This is a genomic window from Novosphingobium silvae (assembly GCF_009856825.1).
In the GTDB taxonomy this organism is placed as follows: Bacteria; Pseudomonadota; Alphaproteobacteria; order Sphingomonadales; family Sphingomonadaceae; genus Novosphingobium; species Novosphingobium silvae.
On sequence record NZ_WVTD01000001.1, the window covers coordinates 276,602 to 297,409 of the forward strand.

Consider the following 20,808-nt stretch of genomic DNA (forward strand, 5'->3'; position numbering starts at 1 on the left):
AGGCGAGCAATGCCTCGCACGTTTCATGTTGCGGTGCAGTAGGAAAGCAGTTAGCGACAGCGCCGGATGCTTGTCAGGCCCTCATGCAGCCGGTTGGCAGGAACCTTTGCAACGCGTCTCGGAACATGATTGATGATCGGCCGCCTTCTGATAAATAGCTCCGCTATGCTGGGCGGCCAGCTTGCAAGCGTTGCGATCACCCTGATCCAAAGCGTGATTTTAGCTCGCGCTTTCGGTCCCGAGCAATTCGGAAAATGGGCACTTCTGATCTCGGCGTCTTCTTTGATAGCAAACTTTTTAGCGTTTAGAACGTCTGAGTCGTTAACTTGCTTCTGGGTAGAAGCACGTGAACAGAACGATGCAAACTCGGCCCAAGTATACTTGTCGTCAGCGCTTATAGTAGAGTTCGCGACCAAACTGATGGCCGGCTTTGCTACGTTCATTATGGGCGTTGCGCTTCTCGGCGGCATTCGTGCCACGTGGGATATTGTAGTCGCTGCTGCTTTAATCGGGCTTTACCGATTTTTAAGCTTTGGTGACGCCGCCTGGATGAGTCTGATGCGTGATGAGAAGCGCATCAAAGCCCTATCTTTGCTGCCCACTGCGCAGGCCATGATGCAGCTTTGCTTGATTGCAGTGCTGCTTGCGGTTTTTGGCAAAGGCTTGTTCCTGGCCGCGCTGAGCTACGTCGCAGCGCAGACGGTGTTCCTTGTGGTCAAGGTTGATCAAACACGCTCAACCGCTAAGCGCGCCGGAGTTGCCTTGCTTCCGCTCGGCAACCTGAGATCCTTGAAACCCAGATGGCGTGCCGGTTTTTGGAAGATGATGGGCGCGGGCTATCTGTCGTCATGCCTTTCTTCATTGATGAAGGAGGGGGATACTCTGGTCGTTGGCCTTGTGGCCTCCGACAGCTCCGTTGGCTTCTATCGTCTCGCGCGATCGTTGGTGTCGGTAGTACAGCTAGTCACTCAAGCGATAGCGACACTCATACTGCAAGATTTCGCGGAAATTCGTAGAAATGGAGCCGCTGCGGTTCTGTCCGTCGTTCGTCGCGTGGCTGTCCCGTTTGCGGCGTTAGTGCTTGCAGGGTGTGCGGTGATCGCGATTGCGCTGCCCGCTGTCATAAAGATGATTTATGGCCCGCAATACGCCGGCGCGGTGTTGCCGTTCCGCATTCTCCTCGTCGGCACAGCAGTGTCGACAAGCCTGTTCTGGGTGACGCCAGCACTCATCGCACTACGCGAGGTGCGTGCTATGCTGCATATCAGCTTCATGAATTTCGCGGCTTACGTGGCATCGATGGCCCTGGGCATCTACCTTCTGCAAGGAACGGGGCCAGCCGTCGCCACTTCTGTCGCTTGGACAGTCGGTTACAGCGCCTCGCTTGTTTGGCTACTCGTCGTTCTCAGACGAGAGAAATGCAGGGACCACGATGAAGGTACTTTACCTCGCTAAAGATCTTAACCCTCGACAAGGCTGGGGACGATACTCGGTCGAGTTAATTGAAGGCCTGCGTGAACTTGGCGTGGAGGCCTTGACCTGCACACCTGCGGGACCGTCTCAAGGTGAACTTCCGCTTCTAGGCCCTACCAGATGGAAACTGCAGGACATATTCCAAGCGAGAGCCGACGCTCAAAAGCTGGCTTCACTTCGACTTGGCGTCGGTGCAATCCATGCGCTTGATGAAACGACGGCACAAACTGGATCGAAGCTCGCCGCGATCCTAGGCTTGCCGTTCGTGCTAACCCTTCATGGCACCTATGCCGTTGCCCCAATTCGAGGGTTGAAGGGCTTACTTCTACGCCGCGCCTTCCGATCTGCTGATTTGGTCCTCGCTAACAGCGAATACACTCTAAAGCAGTCGGAGGAAGCAATGGGCGCTCGCTACACGAACGCGCAGGTCGTGCCGCTTGGCGTCGGCCAAGAGTTGATTGATCCTGTTCCACGGCCTCTCGCTGCCAGATCCCGCACCATTCTTTCGGTGGGGTCCGTCAAACCACGTAAGGGTATGCTCGTGAACGTCCTCGCCTTCGCCGATCTGCTACGCTGGGTTCCCGACGCGAAACTTGTCATAGCGGGTTCGATCTCCGAGACAGACTCGTATGTCATTCGGCTGCGGAACGAGATTTCGAAACGCGGCCTGGAGGGCAAGGTCAGGCTATTGGGGGAGGTGACGGAGGATGTCCTCGAAGAGCTTTATCGCAGCTCACGAGTGTTTTGCATGCCCGCTCTGCGGGAGTACGATCATTTCGAGGGTTTCGGTTTGGTCCATCTCGAGGCGTCAGCAAAAGGGCTGCCGACCATAGGGTCGCGAGAAGGCGGAAATTTGGGGGCCATCCAAGATGGATGCACCGGGTTCGTGGTAGATCCGAGAAATCGGGCGGACATTGCTCAAGCGATGCACTGTACGTTGACCGACGATGATCTTTGGGCACGGATGTCAAGCGCCGGCGTTGCATGGGCGAAGCGCATGAACTGGCGAGATACTGCCGAGCGCACGTTCGAGGCCTACGGCAAGCTGGGCGTCGGAATATTGCCTCACAGACGGTGATTGCCACAGCGCGAGATGAGACCTTCCTTCAACCAAAGGGTCTATCTCACCATGCTCGCCGCGGCGTGTTCTTGCGTTTGAAGTAAGCCTGGATGCGGGCGTCGTAAAAGGCTGTTGCGCCATAGGCTGCGATGATGACAACTCCGACATACACCACCATCTTTATCGGGGATAATGCGGAGAGCCACGCGAGCGGATAATCCAGGGCATCAAGCAAAGGCACGTGAGTGATATAAACCGCGTAAGACAGCATGCCTGCTGCCTCAATGAAAAGGGCAAACCAACCAGATGAGATTGCCACCCTTGCGCCGATGTAGATTGTGAGAGGGAAGAGCATGGCCACTAAGGCAAAGTCATACAGGTAGTTACTCCCGGCAGGCAGGACTGGGGTAAACAAGACTGCAAAGAGCACAACGGCAAGCACTGCCGCGACGAAACCGCTTACAGTGTTCGTTGACTGCAGGCGGTACCGAAACAAAAGTATCCCTGTTGAAAAAGGGAATAAAACCTGAAAAATGCCGTACTGTACGTTGTCGAAATTCTGACCAACCTCAACACTGTCAAAATTCGTGGATATCACGAACAGCGCGGCGCCACTCGCCAAGGCGACAGAGATTACAACTGTGTTACTTAATCTCTTTATAAAAAGAGCATATAATACATTCGCGATGAGCTCAAAAAACAGAGACCATGTCGGGGGATTGAGCAGGAATATCTCAGAAGAAGAATTTGGCAGGTTTGGCAGTGAAAGCGCTGCAAAAGGGAAGGCGATAACCGCATCAATTAGTCTGTCAGTGCTATGCTTTGTTAGAGCCTTCAGAACTTCGACGAATAGGCCCAAGCATGCACCAAGAATTACGAGGGGCATTAGCCTTTGTAGGCGTCGGACAATAAAGCTCGTTCGAGACATCCCAGTCCGTAACTTGTCCTCGTAGGCATACGCGATCACGAAACCGCTTAGCATGAAGAAGAAGTCCACCGCGAGATAGCCATGCTCGGCCAAGCCATTTGGTAATAGCTCACGGCGATGATAGAAGACAACCATGACCGCAGCTAACCCGCGTAGAGCATCGAGGAAAACGAACCGGTGCCGTTGCAAGGTGGCGGCCAGTGGTAGCCCCGCTTGATCATTCTTCGTATCGGCAACTCCGTCTTTCACCGCACCCCCCCGTTCGAGCCGCCTCGGCATACCGCAACCGCGAGCACGCTTCCAGCAGGCAATAGCGAGGTTGAACATGCCAAATAGCGGGTGCCGTATGATGCCGCTTGCCATCCTTGCCGGAGCAGCCAAGAGCTTCCCCGCGCAGACGGTCGACCTAGGCCGTTACCCGCAAGTCGATCACTAGCCTCTATTACACATCGGAGCGCCCGAGAGGGTTGGCGGGAGTAGCGCAAGGTTCCGTTCTGAAGTAGGAAATTGGGTGTCTAAGCCATCCCTTCTCCGGGAAAGATCCGCTATGGCGCGAAGAGCTGGAAATGCGCCGTGTCGTTGCCCCGGATCGAGGCCAGCACGCTCGGCATCGATACCGCCCCCCGCTTCGTATCGCCTTGGCTTCCGCCTGTCCCGACGCCGGCGTGCTCCACACCATTGCCGCCGCGCTCAGGATACCCCTGACTTAGCCTGTGCGGCCGTGCCGCAGAACACCCACACCCCGCCCTTAACCCAGCAAACCTCTCGATCCCACGCGATGGAAAAGACGCTACGATCCCGCTCGACCTGATTGCGTCGAAAATCCGCAGAGCAGGCGCGCGCTCGGGAAGGCAGGCGCTTAATGAATAGGACGGGCTAGGAGACTGAGCACGATTTCCGTAACTGCTTCAAGATCCTCAGACGCGAAGCCGAGCAACATGCGTTCCGGGTATTTCGCCCGCACCGGCCTTCCGGCTTCGGTTCGCCCGACGAAGTCGGCCAGGCCGTAGTGGTGAGCGCGAGCGGTGTGCGCTACAATGCCTTCGAAGCCTACCGACACGCCATCTGCGGAGGGGTTGATCTTGAAGGACCGCGCCAGACGCATCTTGCGGAACATTCGGCCGCGCTTGATTGCGCCCTTTCCCGCTGTCAGCCTCCGAGGTTTGCGCGCCTGCATCGGAGTGCCGTCTGGCTGGATGTTCTCGGCTATACGCTTCGCATTCGCCTTGCGGATCTCCATCCCGATCTTGCGCGTCATGCGGCGGCGCCGGGCGGGCGACAGCTTGGCCATTTCGGCCGTCAGGAAAGACTCGAGTTCCGCGAAGCCGTCAGCCATCAGGGCGCGACCTGAAACGGCTCGTCATCACCCCTTGCCCAGATCGAGGCCAGCGGGGCCTCGTTGGCGCGCAGCGGAGTATCGTCGGGAAGGAGGGGGACCGTTTCGGCCACTACGGTAAGCTGCCACTCACCGCCCACCAGCGCGGCGGTGACAACCTCGCGCAGCGGCAGCGTCATCCGCACGTCGACGGTTCTGGCGTCGATCACGTCAACCTCGAACGGAAAACCGGGGCTGTTCGCCTGCAACAGGTCTGGTTGCTGGACGCGCAGCCAGTCCACGACGACGAAGAACAGCTGCGCCGGATCGCCAGTGTAGTTCTCCGCAACGACGATCAGGTCGTACTCCCACGAAAAGCCCCGCTGTGCGTTGCCCGTGGCGCGCACATTGCCGCGTTCCACCCACATTGCCAGGCGGTCCGGGTCGCGAGCCATGTCGGGCAGGAGGGCGGCGATGGCGGCGCGCAAGAGCCCGGGCTTCTTCATGCGGTCAGTCCCACAGGTTGATGGTCTGCAGCGCGACAGCGGCGGCGGCGGGCGGGTCGGGCAAGATCACTTCGGTGCCCTCGGGCAGGATAGTACCAAGCGCGGCAAGGCCGGGGTTGAGAGCATATGCCTGCTCGACGACTTGGCCTTCCGTGGTGCCGAGGACGCGCCAGCAGATGAGGTCCATTGTGTCGCCCTGAAGCGCGATGACAGTGGAGGTCATGGCGCCGCGTCAGCGTTGTATGCCCGGCGGCCAGGACGCATCAGGACGAGCGCTTGCACCGCATGAACGGCCGCACAGAACTCCTGCCGATCGCATGGATGTTCAATCGGGAGGTCTAGGAAGTCGTTCCAAATGCGCGCGGCTGCATCCACGATGGCGCGCTCCTCCGGCGAAAGAGAATGCGCCGCGCTCATTGTCGCCCAACACGTTCGAGGAAGGTCAGGAGGCCCTGTTCGATCGCATACCCATCGGTGCCGTCCGGTGCATCCTTCCGGTCAAAGGTCACATGCTGGCCATTCTGCATGGATACGAAAAGGACAGGACCGGAATGTGGGTCTGGAGCTACCCACCAATGCGAAACCTGCTCGATCACTAAGGCTTTGTTGCCGCAACGGAAGACGTGCATGGTGACCATCAGATCAACTCCACGGCGGTGCGAGTGACGCCGAGGATGTCGCGCACGGCGTGAGTGGCGCGGCGCAGGTATTCCCGGGCAGTGGTCTCTTCGGTGTCGGCCCGCGCCTGCCCGTCCTGCGTTGCCGTCAGGTCGCGGTGCGTCTCTGCCAGTTCGGCTGCGGCGTGCATGCGCACGGCGCGGGTATAGATCAGCGTTAGGCGGTGCTGGCCGCCACTCATGCGGTTCGGCTCGACGTCGGCCAGCGTGGCTGCGCCCCACATCTCGCACGCCGCCCGCCATGCCGCCAGTTCGCCCTCCACCGTCACCTGAGCGCCCTCGATCGCGCCGACCAGGCGATCGTGCGTGATCATCTCGCCCATGCGCAGCGCGTTTCGGAAGTCGTTGCAGTCGATGTCCGGATACCAACCATCGCCGGGGACGACGGACGCGGCCGGGCTGGCGGGAGTGGGCGGCAGGGCGACGAACGACATGGCGGGTCCTCGGGAAGGGGTGGGGGGTGAGGATCAGGGACCGGGGTAGGCTGGTGCCTTCCCGGTTCTGCTCCGCCCCCCGGCGCGGTGGCGCAGCTGGTTAAGCGGGTGGTGCTGCAGGCGAGGCAGCGAGCTTCTTCAGTTCGGCCTCCATCGCCTGCTTGATCTTCTTGGCGCCGCAGCCGGCATGGAGCGCGATCGCGCGATCCAGATGGCCGATGGCTGCGGCAAGGAGCGCGGGCTTGCCCCCGGCGACAGCACTTTCGGCCGTTGGATCGAAGGCGTCGGCCCGGACCTTGAAGGCGAGGCCGAAGGCCTTCTCCAGCTTGGCGCGCACCTGATCGAAGATATCGGCATCGCTGACCAGATCGGCCACGGCGTTGAGTACCTCGAGGGGAACGGCGCCAGGCGCGTCGATGGCCACTTGCGCGATCTCCTCGGCGATCAGCGTGGCGGCGGCGCGGTTGTAGCGTTCGGGCAGGTTGATGCCGGCCAGCAGCACGTATTCGGCAAGCTTGAGCGCGAGCGGCCAGTCGTTGATGTCGATGGCCCAGACCATCATCGTCGAAACGATCTCGTCCTGCGCGCCGGCCGAGGCGTCGGCCGCGCCTTCCACCCATGCACGGTACTTCTCGATCATGGTGCGCTTGGCTTCGATCTTTCGTTCCGTGGACTGGGTGTTGCGCAAGGTGTTAAGGTCGATGCCCAGCGCGGCCAGGAGCAGCTGGTATTCGCTGGCGACGGGGCCGTCTGTCGGCATGGGGACGGCGCGGCCGGCGGGCGCGGCATCGGGGCGCGATGCGGCGGCGAGCTTTCGCTGCAGGCTGGCTTGGGCGGGAGAGATACGCATGGCGGGCGGGCTCCAGAAAGGAACCTGCCCCGCCCGTGGTTCAAAGAGACGGGCGGGGGCAGGAAAGGCGGCTTGAAGGGACCGGCCGCCTTTTGTCGGGTCAGGCGGCGGGCATCGCCTCGATGTTCTCCACGAGGCAGGCGCAATCGAGGTCCTCGATCACGTATGCCTCGTTGGACGAGTTGTAGTCGGTGACCTGATCGAGTTCGGGCTCGTCCTTGATCAGGCGGCGCTGCTTGCCGTCCTGGTAGTAGATCGACAGATTGTCGAAGCGGGTGATGAACACCTTGCCGTTAGGCATGCCGGGCACACGCACCGCCGGCAGCTGGCCGAGGCGCTTGGTGGACATGATCAGGTCGCGGGCCAGCTGCTCGGTCGGCGCTTCCGCCTGATTGATCATGGGGAAGTACTTGTCGTGAAGCAGGTCGCCGCCGACGATGGCCACCAGTTCGGTGTCATCCTTGGCCCAGGGGGCGAGCAGGCTCTCCTTGGCGTCCCAGACGAGAGCGTCGAGCGTCGCGTAGTCGCCGCCTTCGCCATAGGTCACCTTGCCATCCGTCTCGCCTTCGTCGAGCACGCGGGCGGCGTTCTCGGCGCGCATCTTCTGCAGCCAACCGATGTTGACGTCGGTAAGCAGCGGCGTCGTCGTCGGGTTCGTGGTCGCAGCGGCAGCGGCGCTGGTTCCGTTGAAGCCGATCAGGATGCGGTCGAGTGCGAAGCGCTTGACGTTGTTATCGCGCCAGAGTGTCTCGAACTCGGGGAACTTGGCCCACATGTCGATCTTGGCATAGCGCAGCGCCACATCGAAGTTGGTCTGCACGCAAGTGTAGGTGCGCTCGTCCATCGTGCTGGGATCGCGGCCAACGCGGCGCGTACCGGCCGCCGTGTTGGTTCGGCTCGCGATCGGGCTGCCCACGCCGAGGCCAAGCAGTGCACCCGACATTTCGTCGACCGGGCTCATGTTGATCAGCGACAGGAAGGCGCTCGATTCCTGCACGCGCTGCTGCAGCTTCTGCTGCACTGTCGGCGCGACCGCGAACTTGCGGGTCTGCGCGGTCGCCGCCGAGACGCCGTTCAGCGAGGCGATGTTCTCGACCATCGCGGTGAACAGGGCGAGAGTTTCATTCTTCATGGGTGGTGGTCCTTGAACGGTGGGAGGCTGGCGGCGCGTCGGTTGAAGGGGATCAGCAGTCGGTGCGAACCGTGGCCGCCCCGCCGGTGGCGGGCTGGCGCTGGGTGAAGTTGCCGGCGGGGGCGGCGTCGACCTTGGTGGTCAGCGCCGCGAGATCGGCGGTGAGCTTGGCCAGCCCGGCCGTGCTGTCGGTCGCGATCTTGTCGAGCGTGGTCGACATCTGCGCGAACATCATGCCGAAGGCGGCCATGGCGTCGCCCTGAGGCGCGGTAGCGGGGGCAGCGGGGCTCTGGCCCTGAGGCGGGGTCTGGCCTTGCTGCTGGACCGTCTCGGGGGCCTTGGTGAAGCGATCGAAGAATGCCTTGGCCGAGGCGAGGATGCCCGTGGGATCAGGCTCGGCCCCGGGCTGCTCGGCCGCGAAAATCTCCTGCGGAATTTCGTGGGCCTGGCAGAGCAGGTTGTCGGCCGCGAGCTTGCGGTTCGAGTAGAAGCCGGGCGTCTTGGCCGCGAATTCCAGAGCCTCGGTGCCGAACGAGGCAGGGCTGTCGGTGGCGGCCATGCCGACAAGGTACGCCTTGCCGGTGCCCCGGCAGTTCTGGCCGATCTCGATCGACGAGAAAACCTTCTGCTTCTTCTTGTTGATGTCCACGAAGGCGGGCAGCGGCGTGATCGCGGCGAACAGGGCCATGGCCTTCTGGGTCACGTTGCCAACCGGCAGGTCGATCTCTTCCGCCTTCACGGCGCTGACATCGCCCAGCATGTCGAACGGACCGCCGGGAACGATGCTGCGATAGTGCTCAAGGTTGATGCGCACCCCATACAGCTGCGGGTTGAAGGTCTCGGCGCAGTCGAGAATGTCCTGCCGCGTGATCTTGCGGCCGTCGGTCGTGTCGCCTTCAACGGCCACGCGGAAAAAGCGGGGGTCTGCCATCGGTGTGCTCCGGTCCTCTGGTTCGCGGCGCCCCGTCGCTGGTAGGGGCTGGCCAAATTCAGTGGGGCCAGAGGACAGGGTTGGAGGCTTCTTCGCAACGCGTGCGCGTTGTGGCCGCCGCGCTCCACAACCCCACCCGTTAGAGCGAGGCCGATTTCGCCCTTAGCGTGGGCCCATGGCGAGCAAGGCAGCACAGATCGAGGTCGACGAGGAAGCCGTGGGCGAAACGCCCGCGCCCGGCGCCGTGCCCGCGATCGTCGCCAAGCGCACCATGGCCCGTTCGCTGTTCTGGCGGGGCTGGACGATCCAGCAGGTCTGCGAGGAGATCGGCGTCCCCTATCACACGGTCTACTCGTGGAAGGTGCGTCACAAGTGGGACGATGCGCCCGCCATCCAGCGCGCCGAGGAAGGCACGCTCGAGCGCTACCTGACGTTGATGGCCAAGGAGAACAAGACCGGCCACGACTTCAAGGAGATCGACCTTCTCGGCCGTCAGTTCGAGCGCTTGGCGCGGATGGCGCGGTATGCCGATGGCGGCAACGAGGCGGACCTCAACCCGGCCCGCTCCAACGGCGCGAAGGCGACGAACGCCAAGAAGGAGAAGACCAAGAACCTGATCACGCGCGACATGCTGGCCAAGCTGCGCGCGGATCTCGAGGACGGGCTGTTCGGTCACCAGCAGGCATGGCTGGCGACCACCTCGCAGCGCACGCGCATGATCCTGAAATCGCGCCAGATCGGCGCGACGTGGTACTTCGCCCGCGAACGCCTACTGGTGGCGCTGGAGACCGGCAAGAGCCAGATTTTCATCTCCGCATCGCGCGCACAGGCGAACATCTTCCGCAACTACATCGTCCAGTGGGTGCAGAAGGTCTGCGGCATCGCGCTTGCCGGCGATCCGATGGTGATCCAGCGCGGCGAGGACGAGAACGGCCAAGCGCTCGAAGCCGTCACGCTGTACTTCCTGGGCACGAATTATCGCACAGCGCAGGGCTATACCGGCGACGTCATAATCGACGAATGCTTCTGGATTTACGGGTTCGAGGAACTGTTCAAGGTGGCCTCGGCCATCGCCACCCACGAGCATTTCACCCGCACGCTGTTCTCCACCCCCAGCACGCTGGCGCACGAGGCCTATCCCATGTGGACGGGCGAGCGCATCAACAAGCGTAGGGCCAAGGCCGACCGGCTCAAGATCGATGTCAGCCACGAGGCCCTGAAGCGGGGCGTGCTCGGGCCCGATGAAATCTGGCGGCAGATCGTAACCGTTTATGACGCGGTCGAAGGCGGCTTCAATCTCGTCAATGTCGAGCGGCTGCAGCTGGAATATGCATCGGACGAATTCGACAACCTGTTTCGCTGCATCTTCCTCGACGACAGCCAGTCGATGTTCCCGTTTCAGGCGATGCGACGGTGCATGGTCGACAGTTGGGACACCTGGCGCGATTACCAGCCCTACGCCCTGCGGCCGTACGAGGGCGAAGTGTGGCTGGGGTACGATCCCAATGCCAGCGAGAGCGCGACCGGCGACGACGCGGCGCTTGTGGCCATCGCCGCGCCGACCAAGCCGGGCGGCAAGTTCCGCATCCTCGAAAAGAAGCGCCTGAAGGGCCTGCAGTTCGACGCGCAGGCAGACGCCATCAAGGCGATGTGCGCGAAGTACAACGTCACCAAGATCGGCATCGACGTGACCGGAGCCGGCAAGGCGGTGCACCAGCTGGTGTGCAAGTGGTTCCCCTCCGCCGAACCGATCACCTATTCCGTCCAGACGAAGACGGCGATGGTCCTGAAGGCCAAGAACGTCGTCACTGCCGGCCGCCTGGAATTCGACGCCGGGTGGCTGGACATGATGGCCGCCTTCATGGCGATCCGGCCCGAGATCACGAAGGGCGGCACGCAGGTGACATACGTCGCGAGCCGCTCCGGCGGCGTCGGCCATGCCGATCTTGCGTGGGCGACGATGCACGCCCTCTTCTTCGAACCGCTCGACATCACCGAACCCGTGGGCGGCGGCTCTACCCTGGAGATTTTCTCATGACCGAGCAGGCCACTCTGCCCGCGACTCTCGATGCGCCCCCCGGCACCAGCGCGTTCGCCTTCGGCGATCCCGTACCGATGCTCGACCGGCGCGAAATCTTCGACTTGTTCGAAGTGGCCCACAATGGCAGCTGGTACGAGCCGCCGGTGTCGCTGGCAGGCCTCGGCCGCTGCTATCGCATGGCGCCGCACCACCAGTCCGCCATCCTACTGAAGCGGAACCTGCTGGCGGCGAGCTTCGTGCCTAGCGCCTTGCTGCCAAAGGCCGAGTTTGCGGGATGGGCACTGGACTGGCTCATCATGGGCAATGCGTACCTCGAGCGCGTGTCCGACCGCATCGGGCGCCCGGCCGGCCTTAGGCGGTCGCCTGCGGCGTACACGCGCGTCGGGGTACAGCCTGGACAGTTCTGGTGGGTGCCGCGCCAGTACATCCGCTCCGACGCGGTGGAGTATGTCCCGGGCGCGATCCACCATCTGGCCGAGCCCGACCCGATGCAGGAAATCTACGGCATGCCCGAGTATCTCTCGGCCCTGCAGTCGGGCTTGCTGAATGAGAGCGCGACCCTGTTCCGGCGCAAGTACTACCTGAACGGCTCGCACGCCGGCTACATCCTGGCCATCACCGACGAGGGGCTGAGCGACGGGGACAGCAAGGCGATCCGCCAGGCGATGCGGGATTCGAAGGGCCCGGGCAACTTCCGCAACTTCTTCCTGCACTTGCCCAAGGGCGACAAGGACAGCGTTCGCATCATTCCGATCGCGTCGGTGGGCGCGAACGACGAGTTCCTCAACATCAAAAACGTGACGGCCGAGGACCTGCTCGCCGCGCATCGCGTGCCGCCCCAGCTGATCGGCATGGTGCCCAAGAGCACGGCCGGGTTCGGCAACGTGAAAGATGCCGCCGCGATGTTCTACGAGATGGAGATCGTGCCGATACAGGAGCGCATGCGCGAGGTGAACGATTGGCTGGGTGTGGAGGCGGTGCGCTTCGAACGTCCAGCCATGGCTCTGCCGGGCGCAGCCCTGCCGGTCTGATATTCCCGGCCGAGAGGCGGGGGACGAGGGCGGTGCAACGCCAACGTCCGACGAGAGGAAAGCTCGTCATGATCCCAATCGGTCCCGCCTTGGGGCCACCCCGCCTGCCGAGTCGGCGCGGGAACAAATAAGGAACACTGTTAATGCTGTCGAGCCCTCTCTCGTCTCTCGAGCGGGTCGATCCCGTGCGGCCGCTGGCGCCGTACATTGGCGGCAAGCGCCAACTCGCCAAGCGCCTGGTGGCGCTGATCAACTCGATCGAGCACCGCACCTATGCCGAGGTATTCGTCGGAATGGGCGGCGTCTTCCTGCGCCGCGATCACAAGCCGAAGGCCGAGGTCATCAACGACTGGTCCGAGGACGTGGCCACGTTCTTCCGCGTGATCCAGCACCACTACCTTGCCTTCCTCGACATGCTGCGCTGGCAGGTGACAAGCCGGGCCGGGTTCGAGAAGCTTCTCGCGCTCGAACCCAGTTCGCTGACCGACATGCAGCGCTCGGCGCGGTTCCTCTACCTGCAGCGCCTGGCGTTCGGGGGCAAGGTGCGGGGCAAGACGTTTGGTGTCTCGGCCGAGAACCCGGCACGCTTCGACGTGACGAAGCTGGGGCCCATGATCGAGGCGGTCCATGAGCGCCTCGCGGGGGTGACGATCGAGCGGTTGCCCTGGTCAGACTTCATCAGGCGGTACGATCGGCCGGGGACGCTGTTCTACCTCGATCCGCCGTACTACGGCAGCGAGGACGACTATGGCTGCGACATGTTCGGCCGGGGCGAGTTCGAAGCCATGGCCGAGCAGCTGCGCGGCGTGCGCGGCCGGTTCGTCCTGTCGCTCAATGATCATCCGGAAGTGCGCCGGATCTTCACCGGCTTCCAGTTCCGAGAGGAGCAGCTGAGCTACACCATCGGCGCCGGCGCGGCCAAGCAGGTGGGCGAGGTCATCATCACGAACTGATCGGCACGCCACCAGCGGTCGAGGTCGAGGGCTCGGGGATCATTCCCCGGGCCCTTTTTCGTTGGGCGCCGACTGAAGGTGCTCGGTCTCGCCGCCGTCACTGCAGCCCGGCCGCCCCGCCGACGAAAGAATATTGCGCGGCCCGGCAACGCCGCCACCCGCACCCTGACCCCGCGCGCCGCGCTTGCCCCCACGCCTCGCCTGCTCGCTCTTTGGCCGGTATTTTCGCATGCCCCATCGCCACTGCGCACCCCGGACCATGGCGGTTTGGCCCGCCCCACGACGGTGAGAGGCGCTTCGCGCGTTTTTGGCGCTATTTTGCACGCCCCGTCCGGTTACGCGCCGTTTGGGAATGGCACGGCCCTTGCTCCTTGCCCCCTCGGATACCCGGGCGGCGCAGCCGCCCTCACACGCCGGCTCCGCTGGCGCTCCGCTGAAGGCGGGAAGAGACATCAAGGCATGGGGGCAATACAAACTTGACGCCTGAGGGCGCCCTAAGCGCCCTCAGTCCTTTTCCTTTAAGGTCTGTAGCCGGGGGTACAATGCCAGGTTGGCACTCGCACTAGGTACAGAAGAAAGGCCAAGCATCTCCTCGTGCTGACGCATGGCGTCGATGTCGCCGCCGTACATGTGCGCCAGGCGCGAGGTCGCTGTTCCGCTTGCAAGAGCCCGCCGTTCGGAGTGCTCGCGTCCTACGCCTGCCGACAAGGAGCCAGTGAGGCTCTTGAGCAGCCGCTCTGCCTTGATCGCCATGCGGTTCGGAACCGCGCCTGATCCCTCGAGGTGACGGACCTTCTCGCGCAGCTTGCCGCCAAGCTTCTGGCGCAAGGTGCGCACGATCTCGATCGGCAGTTTCACCATGTCGATGAAGTAGGCGTTACTCGTTTGCTGACGCTGCGGACCTTCTCCTTTCGCGTTGCCGGTTTTCACCGTGCGCCGCACCCAGTCGACGATGCGGTGTTCGCGCAGGGTTTCCAGCATGCGCACAACCGTGCGACGGGAGAGGCGGCTCCGTTTGGAGATTTCGTCAAGGCTGGGATCGCAGCGGCCTGTCTTTCCATCCATGACCCCGAACAGGGCTCGCAACACGCGGAGCGCGTTCTGCGAGATCGGAAGCGTCTTGCCATGCTCGCGAACGTGATCCGCATAGGCCTCTACCGTGTCGCGGTACACGTCCGTGAAGCGGTGGAAGTTCTCCTTCTTCGGCGTCGGCTCCCAGTAGATCGTGGAGACCTGGGCACGCGCGTCATCGACGTCGTAGCTACGCCGCCAGAGTCCGTTTCCTGCGCGATCGCCGCTCATGCCCGGTCTCCCCGGACGGCGCGCGCCATGGCCGATGTTCCGGCAACAGCAAGTGCGGCTCCACCGCACCCTGCATCAGCAGGTCGGCCCATACCTGCGCCAGATGCCTCCTGCGAGGCAGATACATGGCGCGATTGTAGATCGGCTCCACGCCTTGCTGCGCGTGCGCGAGCATGAGGTCGATGATCGCGCGGTCGCGCTCCTGATCCTCCATCGCGGCGCGTTCGTTCATGATCGTCGAGAATGTCGACCGCCAACCATGCGGTACGTGCAGCCCCGTGAATCCCGCGTCCCGATAGATCTTGCTCAGCGTGCTGTCGCTCATCGGACGCTTCCACCCGCCCACGCCCGGGAACAGCCAGGAGGGCCCTTCCGTCTCGCGGCAGGCCGGGCTTTCCGAGATCGCCGCCCGCGCAGTTGCCGCGGCGTCCCGCGACAGCGGAATGACGAATTCCCACGTGATATCGCGCTTCTGCGAGCGCGTGAGTTTCATCTTCGCGGCCGGGATGCGCCAGAGAGGATTGTTCCCGTCCAGCCCCTCGAACTCCTGCCGTTCGGCCAAGCGCACCACGCCCGGCCGCGCTGCGGTCAACGCAAGCAGCCGCGAGGCTAGAAGAGTAGACCAGTGCGTGCCGGGCAGGTCCTCGATCGCGGCCAGCAGCTGCCGGGCATCTGCCACCTTCACCATGGCTGGCCGGAGCTTCGGGTCCGTGGGTGCAAGCGCCTTCTTGATGATCGCAGCCGGGTCCGTATCCGCCAGCCCCGATGCGATCGCCCACACAAAGACGTCCGAGACGTGATTGCGCACTCGGTGCGCCATATCGTGCGCGCCGCGTTGCTCGATCTTGCGTATCATGGCCAGCACCATCGGCGCGGTGATGCTGCGGATTGGCTTCGGCCCGAGCGAGGAGAAGACGTTGTTCTCCAGTCGGCTCAGAATGTGCGCCGCGTATCGTTCGGAAAGCGCCTTCGCCTTCACCGCGTGCCAGGCGCGCGCGATCTTCTCGAAGCTGTCCAGCGCGTCGGCTGCGGCCTGTGCCTTCCTGTCCTGCTTCTCGGCGGACGGGTCGATGCCGTCGCGTAGCTGCTGCTGGGCCTTGTCCCGCGCGTTGCGCGCTTGCGTGATTGTGACCTCGGGATAAGGGCCGATTGCGAGCAGCTTCTCCTTGCCCGCGAAGCGGTACTTCAACCGCCAGAGCTTCGAACCCGTTTTCCGCACGAGCAGGTACAGGCCCCGCTCGTCGAACATCTTCCGGTCCTTCTCGCCTGGCACCGCCTTTCGGCAGGCCGCATCCGTCAGCACGGTGCGATACCCCCGCTACCCCGAAGAGTACCCCCGCGAGGGCTGCGCTTGGGTGAAATCGGGTGACACTGCATGAGACAGGAATGCCAGACAAACAGGCGCTTGCGCAAGGGCGCTGCGACTGGATGACACCGGCTGAAATTGGAGATTGGATGCCCCGCGAGGATTCGAACCTCGATAGACGGAATCAGAATCCGTAGTCTTACCATTAGACGACGGGGCACCGGAGGGCGCCCCTCTAGAGGCGCTTGCGATTCGGGTCAAGCGCCTTGGTGAAATTCGGTTCGAGGGCTCCCGCGCTCCCTCGCGGACGGGCGAAAAGCACTCCGCGCGGCGCCACTTGTGCCTTTGCACATAGGGCGTTAGCATCAGGGCAGGTGCCCGCCGGCCTGGCGGGAAGATATGTGAACGAGAATAGTCATCATGGCGGAGCAAGATCCGCCGGTTGCGAAAGTCGATGTGTCGGGCCGCAGTGGACGGCGGCGAAAGGGTCGGAGAGGAAAGTCGGGCGCGCCCGGCGGGTCTTCGCCCAACGGCACAGCCAAGGTGAAGACGCGCCCTCCGGCAGGCGCGCGGGTTTCCGAGGCCGGCAAAGCGCCGCGCGCAGAACAGCAGCCCCGGGCCCGGCCCGCGGCGAAGGCGAAGGGATCTCCCGACAGGGGATCGCCGGCGAAGGCGGAGGTGCAGCCCGTCGCGGCCGGAGCGCTCCTTTCCGGCCCGCACGCGACTACGGGCCACCCGCCTCTACCATCGCCCGCATTGGCGCCCGCATTGGCGCCCGCATCGCCGTCGGGGTCGCTGTCGGGAGCGGCATCCACCGCCTCCTCGCCCCTGCCGCGCCAGTCCTACGCCGCCATCGATCTTGGCACGAACAACTGCCGCCTGCTGATCGCGCGTCCCTCGGGCGAGAACTTCACCGTGATCGACGCCTTCAGCCGCGTGGTGCGCCTTGGCGAGGGGATCGCGCAGAGCGGACGGCTGTCCGACGCGGCGATGGAGCGCACGCTTTCGGCGCTGCGGATCTGCGCGGACAAGCTGATGCGCCGCAACGTCTACCTCGCCCGCTCGGTGGCGACCGAGGCATGCCGGCGCGCCGCCAACGGCCCCGAATTCATCGAACGCGTCCGGCGCGAGACCGGCATCGCTCTCGACATCATCAGCGCGCGCGAGGAAGCGCGCCTTGCCGTGCTGGGCTGCCACGTCCTGCTGGAGGACGGCTTCGGCCCGGCCATGATCTTCGACATCGGCGGCGGATCGACCGAACTCGTGCTGATCGAGAGCACCGGCACCGTGCCGCGCATCCTCGACTGGCAAAGCGTGCCCTGGGGCGTCGTCTCGCTGACGGAAAGCTGCGGCAGCGAAGGCGCCACGCACCAGCAGCGCCTCGATCGCTACCGCCACATGCACAGCCTCGTCGCGGAAAGCTTCGCCGCCTTCTCCAAGCGCGTGGCGCCCGCGCGCGAAAGCGCCAGCCAGGAAGGCCCGCTGCGCCTGCTCGGCACCAGCGGCACGGTGACCACGCTCGCCAGCCTCCATCTCGAACTTCCGCAGTACGACCGCCGGATGGTGGACGGGCTGATCGTGCCGGCCGAATCCATGCGCGGGATCTCCTCGCGCCTGTCCTCGATGTCGCTCGATGAGCGGCGCGAGGTGGCCTGCATCGGGCGCGAGCGGGCGGACCTCGTGGTGGCGGGCTGCGCCATCCTCGAGGCCATCCTCGACCTGTGGCCCGCCGCGCGCCTGGGCGTTGCGGATCGCGGCATCCGCGAAGGCATCCTGCGCAGCCTGATCGCTTCCCACAACCACGGCCAGGCGCGCGGGGGCGGGCTGCGGCCCGGCCGATCCCCCGCCGATGCCGTCCGCAATGCAGTAGGTGCCCGATGAGCCGTTCCGGCAAAGACCCCGGTGAGCGGCTGCGCACCGCCAAGAAGCGTACGACAAGTTCGGCGCGCTGGCTGACGCGCCAGTTGAACGATCCTTACGTGAAGAAGGCAAAGGCCGACGGCTACCGCAGCCGGGCGGCCTACAAGCTTCTGGAACTGGACGAGAAGTTCGACCTGTTCAAAGGCGTGACCCGCGCGGTCGACCTTGGCGTCGCGCCCGGCGGGTGGAGCCAGGTGCTGCGCCTCAAGGTGCCCAAGGCCAGGGTCGTGGGCATCGACCTGCTGCCCACCGACCCGATCGAGGGCGTGACCCTGTTCCAGATGGACTTCATGGCCGACGAGGCGCCCGCAGCGCTGGAAGGCGCACTGGAAGGCGCGCCGGATCTTGTCCTGTCGGACATGGCGGCGAACACCGTGGGCCACAAGCAGACCGACCATTTGCGCACCATGGGCCTTGTGGAGACCGCGGCGGACTTTGCGATCCAGTCGATGGCGCCGGGCGGCGCCTTCGTCGCCAAAGTTCTGGCGGGCGGCACCGACACCGAACTGCTCGGCCTGCTCAAGCGCCATTTCAGCAGCGTCAAGCACGCCAAGCCGCCCGCAAGCCGCAAGGATTCGTCCGAATGGTACGTGATCGCCAAAGGCTTCAAGGGTCGGTCCGAGGCTTGACACACATAACCATTTAGGTTATACGCCGCAGCATCGATTGCGATCCTTGGGATCACGATCGAACAAGCGGCGGGCCGGGAGCGTGTAGCTGACGCTTCTTCTCTCCCGGCGCGGTCGGCGTTTCGGTCGTGGACACCGGAACAGCCACATCAGGATGCGCGGACGAAGATGAGGGTATGCCCTCAGGGAAGACGGCATGGGATGCGAGCCCTGCCCGTCACCCCCGCGCACCGCACGGGCTCGGCTCTCGGGAGTTTCTCATAGCCTCTCCCGTGGCCCTCGGCGAACAAAAGGTTTGAACCGGCAGTCCTTGCGTGATGCCCGCAAGGAACCCCAGCGCCGACCGCCTCGCCGTCCGCTGAACTTCTCCCCCGGCGTTACCCCGCACTCGCCAGCGGGCGATGAGGCCTGCCCGCGGCCGGCGTACATCCAGACGATGGCTTTTCCATGCGCTGTGACGAAGACGGCCCGCAGGCGACTCGGTGGCGCTTGCGGACCGTCTTCCACCGACCTGGCGGATCGCCGGGTTCGATCGCGCGATCAGGGCTCGCTGGAGCCGACCTTGGCCTGCGTCTCCGAGACGGCGCCCACGGCGCGGTTGGCGACGCCGGGCTGGCCGGCGGGAACGCCGGTGGGCTCGCCCGCAGGCGCGGCGGCGGCGTCTCCGCCTTGGGCGGGAGCCGCGGCGCCTTCAGCCGGCGCGGCAGCACCCTCTGCCGGTGCGGCAGGGAGCGGAAGGTTGGAGCCCTGCGAATTCAGGTAGGCGATGATGTTCGCACGGTCTTCCGGCTTGGAAAGGCCCGCGAACGTCATCTTGGTGCCCGGCGCGAAGGCCTTCGGGCTCTTGAGCCATTCGTTCAGCGCGTCGAAGGTCCAGGTGCCGCCCTTGCTCTTGAGCGCGTCGGAGAAGGGGAAGCCGTTTGCCCCCGTGCCGATGCCTTCGCCCACCACGGCATGCAGGTTGGGGCCGATGCCGTTGGCGCCGCCCGCGTTGATCGTGTGGCAGGAGGTGCACTTGGCGAAAGTCGCCTCGCCCTTGGCAAGGTCGGCGCTGGCCAGCAGGGTCGCGATGGGGACGTCGCCGCCGCCTTCGCCTTCCTCGGCGACGCCTTCCACGGCGAAGCCCGGGGTTTCGGGGGCATGGTGCTTGTCAGCCTGGAAGTACATCCCGCTGGCGATGGTCAGTCCCAGGCCGACGATGCCCGAGAATAGAGTCCAGCCGGCGATAGTATTGAAACGATCGTCCATTCGTGCATGCCCCTGCGGCTAAATATAGCTCATCCTGTGGCTTCGGGCTCTAGTGGGCGCCTTGATCCAGCGCAAGAGCCATTCAGGATATCGGCCATTGCGCCGCGCCCCGGCTCGTCCTAATCGCGCGCACGTCATGAACGCCTATCCTCAGCCCGCCATCGCTCTCGTCGCCGAGATGGAAGCCGCCGCCCTCGAGGCTCCCGCGCGGGCCGTCGCGCTGCAGGGCGCGCCCGGCTGCAACGGGCACCGCGCCGCGCTCGAGCACGACGCGCATTGCCTGCCGCTGCCGTGCTTCTCATTCGAGGACGCGCTGGATGCGGTGAAGGAAGGCCGCGCCGACCGCGCGCTCATCCCTATCGAGAACTCGCAGCACGGCCGGGTCGCGGACATCCATTTCCTGCTCCCCGAAAGCGGCCTGTCGATCGTGGGCGAGCATTTCATGTCGATCCATCACGACCTGATGGCGCTTCCGGGCGCGCGCGGCCCGTTCAAGGCCGCCTACAGCCACCCGCAGGCGCTTGGCCAGTCGCGCCACTACTTGCGCGAGCGCGGCATCGTGCCGATGGCCTATGCCGACACCGCAGGAGCCGCCGCCCTGGTGCGCGAGGCCGGCGATCCGGCCGCCTGCGCCATCGCGCCCCGGCTCGCGGCCGAACTCTACGGCCTCGACGTGATCGCCGAGAACGTGGAGGACGCGGCCGACAACACCACCCGGTTCGTGGCGCTGGCACGCGAGCCGCTGGACCCCTTCGACCTGCGCGGCCAGACGGCGATGACCACTTTCATCTTCGAGGTGAAGAACATCCCCGCCGCCCTCTACAAGGCGCTTGGCGGCTTCGCGACGAACGGGGTCAACATGACCAAGCTGGAGAGCTACCAGATCGGCGCCAGCTTCGCGGCCACCACCTTCTACGCCGACATCGAAGGCGCGCCGGGCGACCCGCGCGTCGACAGCGCGCTGCAGGAGCTGGCGTTCCACTGCAAGTACGTCCGTCCGCTGGGCACGTATCGTCAGGCTCGCCCGCGCGGCTGACGGGGCCGGGGGCACGGGCCAGAGAGCTTCGGGCCG

General features: G+C 64.2%; 20 protein-coding genes and 1 tRNA gene. 8 read left to right on the forward strand and 13 right to left on the reverse strand.

All coding sequences use genetic code 11. The annotated features are described in order from the left end of the window. Window positions 1-132 precede the first annotated feature (132 nt). Window positions 133-1,455, forward strand: a complete 1,323-nt coding sequence (locus tag GR702_RS01420; protein ID WP_160984160.1) for a lipopolysaccharide biosynthesis protein — start codon at window positions 133-135, stop codon at window positions 1,453-1,455. Beyond that, the gene (locus GR702_RS01425) at window positions 1,433-2,551 is read left to right on the forward strand and encodes a glycosyltransferase family 4 protein (RefSeq protein WP_160984161.1); all 1,119 of its coding nucleotides are present in this window, start codon (window positions 1,433-1,435) and stop codon (window positions 2,549-2,551) included. The genes GR702_RS01420 and GR702_RS01425 overlap by 23 nt, the downstream gene beginning before the upstream one ends. Before the next feature lie 46 nt (window positions 2,552-2,597). On the opposite strand, the gene GR702_RS01430 is transcribed toward GR702_RS01425, so the two are convergent. The 9 genes from GR702_RS01430 to GR702_RS01470 form a co-directional block, all read right to left on the reverse strand. Then, window positions 2,598-3,788 carry an acyltransferase family protein gene (locus GR702_RS01430; RefSeq protein WP_160984162.1) on the reverse strand — a complete coding sequence of 397 codons (1,191 nt, stop codon included), beginning with the start codon at window positions 3,786-3,788 and terminating at the stop codon, window positions 2,598-2,600. A 532-nt stretch (window positions 3,789-4,320) separates the two neighbouring features. Next, a complete protein-coding gene (locus tag GR702_RS01435) occupies window positions 4,321-4,797 on the reverse strand; it encodes a phage virion morphogenesis protein (RefSeq protein ID WP_160984163.1) in 477 nt (158 codons plus the stop codon). Then, window positions 4,797-5,282 carry a phage tail protein gene (locus GR702_RS01440; RefSeq protein ID WP_160984164.1) on the reverse strand — a complete coding sequence of 162 codons (486 nt, stop codon included), beginning with the start codon at window positions 5,280-5,282 and terminating at the stop codon, window positions 4,797-4,799. The genes GR702_RS01435 and GR702_RS01440 overlap by 1 nt, the downstream gene beginning before the upstream one ends. A gap of 4 nt (window positions 5,283-5,286) precedes the next feature. Further along, window positions 5,287-5,505 (reverse strand): tail protein X, encoded by a 219-nt coding sequence (locus GR702_RS01445; RefSeq protein ID WP_160984165.1) that lies wholly within the window; start codon window positions 5,503-5,505, stop codon window positions 5,287-5,289. 190 nt (window positions 5,506-5,695) lie between these two features. Further along, window positions 5,696-5,920 (reverse strand): hypothetical protein, encoded by a 225-nt coding sequence (locus GR702_RS01450; RefSeq protein ID WP_160984166.1) that lies wholly within the window; start codon window positions 5,918-5,920, stop codon window positions 5,696-5,698. Beyond that, the gene (locus tag GR702_RS01455; protein ID WP_160984167.1) at window positions 5,920-6,393 is read right to left on the reverse strand and encodes a head completion/stabilization protein; all 474 of its coding nucleotides are present in this window, start codon (window positions 6,391-6,393) and stop codon (window positions 5,920-5,922) included. The genes GR702_RS01450 and GR702_RS01455 overlap by 1 nt, the downstream gene beginning before the upstream one ends. Window positions 6,394-6,493: 100 nt before the next feature. Further along, window positions 6,494-7,243, reverse strand: a complete 750-nt coding sequence (gpM, locus tag GR702_RS01460) for a phage terminase small subunit (protein WP_237449489.1) — start codon at window positions 7,241-7,243, stop codon at window positions 6,494-6,496. A 100-nt stretch (window positions 7,244-7,343) separates the two neighbouring features. Next, window positions 7,344-8,375 carry a phage major capsid protein, P2 family gene (locus tag GR702_RS01465; protein ID WP_160984168.1) on the reverse strand — a complete coding sequence of 344 codons (1,032 nt, stop codon included), beginning with the start codon at window positions 8,373-8,375 and terminating at the stop codon, window positions 7,344-7,346. 52 nt (window positions 8,376-8,427) lie between these two features. Continuing rightward, window positions 8,428-9,306, reverse strand: coding sequence for a GPO family capsid scaffolding protein (locus GR702_RS01470; protein WP_160984169.1), 879 nt, complete (start codon window positions 9,304-9,306; stop codon window positions 8,428-8,430). A gap of 175 nt (window positions 9,307-9,481) precedes the next feature. Here GR702_RS01470 and GR702_RS01475 point away from each other — a divergent pair, with 175 nt between their 5' ends. The 3 genes from GR702_RS01475 (at window position 9,482) to GR702_RS01485 (ending at window position 13,331) form a co-directional block, all read left to right on the forward strand. After that, the gene (locus GR702_RS01475; RefSeq protein WP_160984170.1) at window positions 9,482-11,344 is read left to right on the forward strand and encodes a terminase large subunit domain-containing protein; all 1,863 of its coding nucleotides are present in this window, start codon (window positions 9,482-9,484) and stop codon (window positions 11,342-11,344) included. Further along, window positions 11,341-12,378: a phage portal protein gene (locus tag GR702_RS01480; protein WP_160984171.1), complete on the forward strand. Its 1,038-nt coding sequence runs from the start codon at window positions 11,341-11,343 to the stop codon at window positions 12,376-12,378. Before GR702_RS01475 ends, GR702_RS01480 begins: the two co-directional genes overlap by 4 nt. 143 nt (window positions 12,379-12,521) lie before the next feature. Then, entirely contained in the window at window positions 12,522-13,331 is an 810-nt protein-coding gene (locus GR702_RS01485; RefSeq protein WP_160984172.1) for a DNA adenine methylase, read from the forward strand. Between the two features lie 504 nt (window positions 13,332-13,835). Here the strand turns inward: GR702_RS01485 and GR702_RS01490 are convergent. The 3 genes from GR702_RS01490 to GR702_RS01500 form a co-directional block, all read right to left on the reverse strand. Further along, window positions 13,836-14,633, reverse strand: a complete 798-nt coding sequence (locus GR702_RS01490; protein WP_160984173.1) for a helix-turn-helix domain-containing protein — start codon at window positions 14,631-14,633, stop codon at window positions 13,836-13,838. Then, window positions 14,593-15,936, reverse strand: coding sequence for a phage integrase central domain-containing protein (locus GR702_RS01495; RefSeq protein WP_160984174.1), 1,344 nt, complete (start codon window positions 15,934-15,936; stop codon window positions 14,593-14,595). The genes GR702_RS01490 and GR702_RS01495 overlap by 41 nt, the downstream gene beginning before the upstream one ends. 149 nt (window positions 15,937-16,085) lie before the next feature. Then, window positions 16,086-16,159 (reverse strand) — tRNA-Gln (locus GR702_RS01500). 200 nt (window positions 16,160-16,359) lie between these two features. Between GR702_RS01500 and GR702_RS01505 the strand changes: the two genes are divergently transcribed. Both GR702_RS01505 and GR702_RS01510 read left to right on the forward strand, forming a co-directional pair. Further along, a complete protein-coding gene (locus GR702_RS01505) occupies window positions 16,360-17,820 on the forward strand; it encodes a Ppx/GppA phosphatase family protein (protein ID WP_160984175.1) in 1,461 nt (486 codons plus the stop codon). Further along, window positions 17,817-18,488 (forward strand): RlmE family RNA methyltransferase, encoded by a 672-nt coding sequence (locus GR702_RS01510; protein WP_160984176.1) that lies wholly within the window; start codon window positions 17,817-17,819, stop codon window positions 18,486-18,488. Before GR702_RS01505 ends, GR702_RS01510 begins: the two co-directional genes overlap by 4 nt. A 540-nt stretch (window positions 18,489-19,028) precedes the next feature. Here the strand turns inward: GR702_RS01510 and GR702_RS01515 are convergent. Next, on the reverse strand, window positions 19,029-19,736 hold the full coding sequence (locus GR702_RS01515; RefSeq protein ID WP_160984177.1) for a c-type cytochrome: 708 nt from the start codon (window positions 19,734-19,736) through the stop codon (window positions 19,029-19,031). A 136-nt stretch (window positions 19,737-19,872) separates the two neighbouring features. Here GR702_RS01515 and GR702_RS01520 point away from each other — a divergent pair, with 136 nt between their 5' ends. Then, window positions 19,873-20,772: a prephenate dehydratase gene (locus tag GR702_RS01520; RefSeq protein WP_160984178.1), complete on the forward strand. Its 900-nt coding sequence runs from the start codon at window positions 19,873-19,875 to the stop codon at window positions 20,770-20,772. The last annotated feature ends 36 nt before the right edge of the window (window positions 20,773-20,808 follow it).

Coding starts and splice junctions, on each gene's coding strand:
- GR702_RS01430 (WP_160984162.1), bottom strand. CDS start 3,788: ATGTTCAACCTCGCTATTGCCTGCTGGAAGCGTGCTCGCGGTTGCGGT.
- GR702_RS01480 (WP_160984171.1), top strand. CDS start 11,341: ATGACCGAGCAGGCCACTCTGCCCGCGACTCTCGATGCGCCCCCCGGC.
- GR702_RS01510 (WP_160984176.1), top strand. CDS start 17,817: ATGAGCCGTTCCGGCAAAGACCCCGGTGAGCGGCTGCGCACCGCCAAG.
- GR702_RS01465 (WP_160984168.1), bottom strand. CDS start 8,375: ATGAAGAATGAAACTCTCGCCCTGTTCACCGCGATGGTCGAGAACATC.
- GR702_RS01515 (WP_160984177.1), bottom strand. CDS start 19,736: ATGGACGATCGTTTCAATACTATCGCCGGCTGGACTCTATTCTCGGGC.
- GR702_RS01475 (WP_160984170.1), top strand. CDS start 9,482: ATGGCGAGCAAGGCAGCACAGATCGAGGTCGACGAGGAAGCCGTGGGC.
- GR702_RS01490 (WP_160984173.1), bottom strand. CDS start 14,633: ATGAGCGGCGATCGCGCAGGAAACGGACTCTGGCGGCGTAGCTACGAC.
- GR702_RS01425 (WP_160984161.1), top strand. CDS start 1,433: ATGAAGGTACTTTACCTCGCTAAAGATCTTAACCCTCGACAAGGCTGG.
- GR702_RS01520 (WP_160984178.1), top strand. CDS start 19,873: ATGAACGCCTATCCTCAGCCCGCCATCGCTCTCGTCGCCGAGATGGAA.
- gpM (WP_237449489.1), bottom strand. CDS start 7,243: ATGCGTATCTCTCCCGCCCAAGCCAGCCTGCAGCGAAAGCTCGCCGCC.
- GR702_RS01445 (WP_160984165.1), bottom strand. CDS start 5,505: ATGACCTCCACTGTCATCGCGCTTCAGGGCGACACAATGGACCTCATC.
- GR702_RS01485 (WP_160984172.1), top strand. CDS start 12,522: ATGCTGTCGAGCCCTCTCTCGTCTCTCGAGCGGGTCGATCCCGTGCGG.
- GR702_RS01440 (WP_160984164.1), bottom strand. CDS start 5,282: ATGAAGAAGCCCGGGCTCTTGCGCGCCGCCATCGCCGCCCTCCTGCCC.
- GR702_RS01420 (WP_160984160.1), top strand. CDS start 133: ATGATCGGCCGCCTTCTGATAAATAGCTCCGCTATGCTGGGCGGCCAG.
- GR702_RS01450 (WP_160984166.1), bottom strand. CDS start 5,920: ATGGTCACCATGCACGTCTTCCGTTGCGGCAACAAAGCCTTAGTGATC.
- GR702_RS01470 (WP_160984169.1), bottom strand. CDS start 9,306: ATGGCAGACCCCCGCTTTTTCCGCGTGGCCGTTGAAGGCGACACGACC.
- GR702_RS01455 (WP_160984167.1), bottom strand. CDS start 6,393: ATGTCGTTCGTCGCCCTGCCGCCCACTCCCGCCAGCCCGGCCGCGTCC.
- GR702_RS01505 (WP_160984175.1), top strand. CDS start 16,360: ATGGCGGAGCAAGATCCGCCGGTTGCGAAAGTCGATGTGTCGGGCCGC.
- GR702_RS01435 (WP_160984163.1), bottom strand. CDS start 4,797: ATGGCTGACGGCTTCGCGGAACTCGAGTCTTTCCTGACGGCCGAAATG.